Here is a 1,001-nt window from a genome sequence, read left to right on the forward strand (position 1 = left end):
GTGTGAAGCACGATTCAAGATACCTGCACTGTGGGAGAATGGGAGATGCGATCGCTGTCGGTTGCCGTTTGGGGGATGGCAGAGTATCAGAAAGCTATTTGAGCGAAGTGTTTTTCTTGATAAAGCTCGTGTTCAGCAGCTACCAGTAACTTTCGCGATGCACTAGAAGCTTTCGTTAGTCCGCTGCAACACAGTTGTTAAACTGCTTTGCCGAAAAAAGTCCTCTACAGACACTAAGTAATGTCACAGGATAACACGCTCAATTCACCCAACTTTGCTTTCCTAAAAGTTCACGAACCACTGTTAGTAAGCTTAGGGACGCTGGCAGAGCAATACTTTGCCACTGACCCAGTAACCTGTTTGATGAAACTGCGTCAGTTTGGGGAAGTCTTGGCGCAGTTGGTCGCCGCGAATGCTGGTCTTTACAAAAGTGACACCGATGAATCCCAAATTGAGTTACTTAACCGCTTACGGGATGAGGGCTTTCTTCCTGGTCGGATTAACCAATTCTTCCACGAGTTACGCCGCGCGGGAAATGATGCTAACCACGCCCTATCGGGCGACCATCGCGCAGCATTAAGTAACTTAAAGTTGGCCCGGGAACTGGGTATCTGGTTTCACAAGAGTTTTGGTAGAGATACGAACTTTAAAGCTGGCGCGTTTATTCCACCACCTAGCCCGGTGAGGGAAACCGAAGCACTCAAGCAGGAGTTAGAACGGCTGCGGCAGGAAGCCAAGGAAAGCCGAACGGCTGTGGAAATGGCGTTAGCGAAAGTAGCGGAGGAGGCGCAACTGAGGCAGTTAGCCGAACAGTTGCTGCAACACGCTGAAGCAGAAGCAAAAGAAGCCTTGAACCATCTGACTCAACTGCAAGCGAGTGCTGTTAGTCAGCCCCCTGAAGTTCTACAACAAACCATTAGCCAAGCACAGCAGGCGGAGAAGGAAGTTGTTCTGGATGAGCAAGAAACACGTCGTTTAATTGATGCTCAGTTGAGGGCAGG

1 protein-coding gene is annotated in these 1,001 nt (G+C 49.6%); it reads left to right on the plus strand.

Annotated elements, in window-relative coordinates:
* Window positions 1–240: 240 nt before the first annotated feature.
* A partial coding sequence (locus QUB12_RS37450) for a DUF4145 domain-containing protein (protein WP_333311137.1) occupies window positions 241–1,001 on the plus strand: 761 nt, incomplete at its 3' end.

Origin of the sequence: Microcoleus sp. B7-D4, assembly GCF_036705125.1 — a bacterium.
Lineage (GTDB): Bacteria > Cyanobacteriota > Cyanobacteriia > Cyanobacteriales > Microcoleaceae > Microcoleus.